Genomic DNA, 3969 nt, shown 5'->3' with positions numbered 1-3969 from the left:
CATGAGAATACATTATTTCTTGTTTGCTCATCTATTTATTATTTGAAACAAACTTACTACCTTAAGTTAGCTTATGAAATATGTGGTTGCTCGCGTGGATACAAATCAAAATCATTTGGATTATCAATATTTAATAAAACTTCGATCTCCTTATCCAAAGTAAAGCAACCTTTATTAGTAGTAAAACTTGTCAATATTTGTTTAGGTCTGTCTGAATCTAAAGCTATGGTTTCCGTCATATCTTTTCCTGTTAATCTATCAGTACTCTGAAGGGTGACAGGAGTTCCTAATCGATCATAATCGATAGTTGCTCTATTCTCATATGTACCAGCTAAAGCATCTTCTTCAAAAATAGCATTAGCTCTAAAAGTATAAAGACTACCTCCACCAGGTACCATTAAACCGTTTACAGTTAAAGTTCTTGTACCATAACCAGTAATATTTGCATCATCCAAATCAACACCTCCTGCAGAGAAAGAATTATTCACCCAAACCATACCTTCTGGCAAAGTATCAGTAAAATTAACTTCTTTAGGAGCACAATTCGTATTAACTGACCTAAAAGTATAATCTACTACTTCACATAGTAAAACTTCAGCAGTACCTTGTTTAACAAATATTAAACCATCCTCATTAGGCTCAGGAAGAGGTGCAGGACAATAAAACTCCATTGGTCCAATACCTATATAACTAGTTGGATAAGTCGTTGAACTACTTTGCGATTTATAAACAATGTCAATCTTCTGTACAGGATTCTCAAACTCCACAAATACACGACCTCGTTTATTAGTATATGAGGAGTTTCCACTATAACCTTCTCCTTGTCTTTTCGCATTAGCATTTCCTGAATTATCAGTTTTATAACGACTTCGATCTGGTTTATTATAAGTGTAATTTAACTTTGGATAAACTGGTGATCCATTACAGTAACCTATCACTTGAACAATATCTACAACTCTACCTGTACGATCAATATCAAACAATTCAAAAGAAGCAGAAGCAGCCGCTTCATTTCCATCTGGGTTAGTAAATGTAATTTCAGTTGTAACCTCAGCCCCACCTCTTCTACTCTCTCTTAGTGTTTTTAAAGAAGATGTTCTTGGATAACCTCGATTCAAGTTATTGCTTGAATCAATAATATTCATATTCACTTTAAACCCATCGCCTAAATCAAACACTTTAGGTCCTTTATCGCCTTTAGTTTTCCAATTAGCTTTAGTAAAGTCTAATTTTTTAACACCTTCGAATTCACATCCTTCACATGTACCAACTTGTTTAGCACCAAAAGTAAAATATGTGTATTCATCAGTGAATTTATAATTGGCTACGTGCATTTCATTATTATAGAACATCGGAACTATGCGATCCCACTTATTGTCTATCAACTTTTCTGCACTATCAGCTATAAGTAAGTAAACTTTGTAATTAGCACCGTTGAATGGAAACGTGGGACCGTGAGCTGCAACCATGATAGATTGATCAAAACTCTCGTTATCCACAAGCCATATTCTACCTTCTAATCGACTGTCCATCTCTCCACAAACATCATCATTCCCAGCAAAAGAATGCAATGCAAAAGACCCATCATTGTGTCCCCAACTTATTGAAGTTTTATTCTGCTTGATATTATCTAATTCAGGATCAATACCCAATTTTGTTCCAACTCCCATATGTACAATTGCACCAACGTCAGTTGATCTTGATTGACGGTTATTCAAATTAGCATCGTCATCGCGTAAAACAGCAGCAACGTTATGGTGATATTGATTGTGAACAGCATCATTCCCTTCCCAAATAGATGTTCCATCAGAGAATAAATATTCGTAATTATTACCTACAGAAGCTTTGTCAATCTTTAAAGTAATTCCATATTTTAAACCTAAATAAGAATTAATTCTATCTCTTTCATTTTGTGTTAATATAGTCTCATAGGCAACAACTTCAGGCATAACTCCTTGCAAGTAATATGTTTTAGAAGAACTTCCCATACCAAGCATACCTGGTCCATTCATCAAAATATTATCATAAGTATGTTTTACATTCTCTGCGTGAGCATCAAATTCAAAGGTAACATCACTTCCTACATTCCAAATATACCCTGCAATAGTTGTTGCACCGGGGTTAAATAGTTTTCCTTTAGTATTACTAAGACCTGTAGACCCTATACGTCCTTTTCCTTCAGAGCCATCTCTATACACACCAAAAGCAGGTCTTCTACCATCCGTTCCATAAGTTTGTCTACCAAAACCAATAAAATATGATCTTGTTGAGGCGAAGTCATGGTTGACAACAGTATAAAAAGAGACTTTACTTGGTGCTGCAACAGACATTGGGGCCTTATCAGTGATTAAATAATCATTCTCTTTATCAAATCGCAATGTTGGGTGATAATTTGTTCTTTCTTCTGCTTTTAAGTAAACAGCTGAAGCTTTATTTGCAGTCCTTCTCTTATAAGATGTACCTAAACCTGCATAATCTTCCCAAATTAATACTTCTCCCTTTTCATTGGTAACTATTGTTGATTCTTCCGATGCATTCAACCACATACGAAGGCCATTAGTTACTCCTCCTGGAGCTTGAAGATAATAAGTAAAGCCAATATAATCGCCATCTTTGATTTCTACATCTTTAACAACTCCACCTTTTATCTTATATATCTTTGTCGTAGACGGATTAAAAGACGGATCTTCACTTACAAGTATCCATTGTCCTTTATTAGGAGTAAAATTAACAGTCAGTGAGCTCTTACCTGTTAATTTAGCACGGTAAACATAGTTTTCAAGAGATGACAAACGCTCTTCTTGTACTACGCCTGTTTCAGGATCAGTATTTATCTTTAATGTATAATTCATAAATGCTGTTCCAGCTTTATAGCTATAGGAGCTGTTTCCTTCTTTTCCGTTTCCTCCAAAAACAAGAGCGACGTTATTATCTAAAGTCGAAGTATTCTCGTCATTAGTCTCAGCCAATTCCCCCAGAAACGCACCCATAATTGGATGGTCAGTACTCATGGATTGCTTTTGATACAGTCCACTATTGTCATCTCTAACAAGTCCAAAAATATCAAACCCAAACTCATTATATCCAGGCAAAATGCTATTGTATATTAATGTTCCATCTGATAGTATATAATCCTTTTGTGAATTGCTATTTAAAGTTAAACCATACTTTAAGGATAAGTAAGAATTAATCTTTTTAATTTCATCAGCAGTTAGAGTGACACCATTACTACCTGCAGGCTTGGACATCACAATAACCTCCATTACCTCACCAAAAAAAGGATTACTATCACTATTTCCACCATCTTGCTTACCTAAGACACTCTTACCTGTTCTATTATAAAGCGTTTTTTTAGCACCTGTGCTACTCATTTCTCCATTGAGGTAAAAAGTGTGCTCTAAAGCAGTGCTACCAGTTTTATTGGGAATTAAAGACATCCCTATTCCATATTTACGAGTGTCAGTCCCAGAAAAAGCATATAACGCTCCTCTTACATTAGACAAGAGTTCTTTCTTCCTATTCCATCCAAAAAAATCATTAATACCAGCGGTAAAAGCAAATACTGAAGCATCCTTACTGATATGTTCCTCATCTAATCGCGATATCCAGATTACAAAATAAGATCTATCAGAATCTACAACAAAGTCACTTATACTCTCCAGCTTTCTTTGTTTATTATTCTTTTCATTCCCTCCATCTTCCTCATCCAAAAAATAAAAGTCAACAGCAGGTTGGTAATTCATGGCAGACTTAACGAATCGAGGGTGAAATGCTGTTGGAGAGACAAAGTGTCTATTATTCCCAGAAACGTCATTCCAATTTGTTACATCTTCTTCATCTTCTGGTAAAGTTGGTAACAGCTCACCTGCTTTTAACCAATACTCAACCGTAACTCCGTTAATACCACCGGGAGTTTGTCCCATACTCCAGAGGGAGCACAGTAAAACAATTACAGTAAAAAATCTCTTC

At 35.3% G+C, this 3969-nt stretch carries 1 protein-coding gene; it reads right to left on the bottom strand.

Going from position 1 to position 3969, the window contains the following annotated elements:
• Positions 1-71 precede the first annotated feature (71 nt).
• Positions 72-3923 carry a hypothetical protein gene (locus GOQ24_RS14990; protein ID WP_160340053.1) on the bottom strand — a complete coding sequence of 1284 codons (3852 nt, stop codon included), beginning with the start codon at positions 3921-3923 and terminating at the stop codon, positions 72-74.
• Between the last annotated feature and the right edge of the window lie 46 nt (positions 3924-3969).

It is taken from the genome of Myroides sp. LoEW2-1 (assembly GCF_009767705.1).
Lineage (GTDB): Bacteria > Bacteroidota > Bacteroidia > Flavobacteriales > Flavobacteriaceae > Flavobacterium > Flavobacterium album_A.
The sequence above is the reverse complement of the archived record's forward strand: the minus strand, read 5'-3'. Positions and strand labels throughout refer to the sequence as shown.

What these genes read in the sequence shown, in the direction of transcription:
- GOQ24_RS14990 (WP_160340053.1), bottom strand. Translation starts at nt 3,923, where the DNA reads ATGGGACAAACTCCCGGTGGTATTAACGGAGTTACGGTTGAGTATTGG.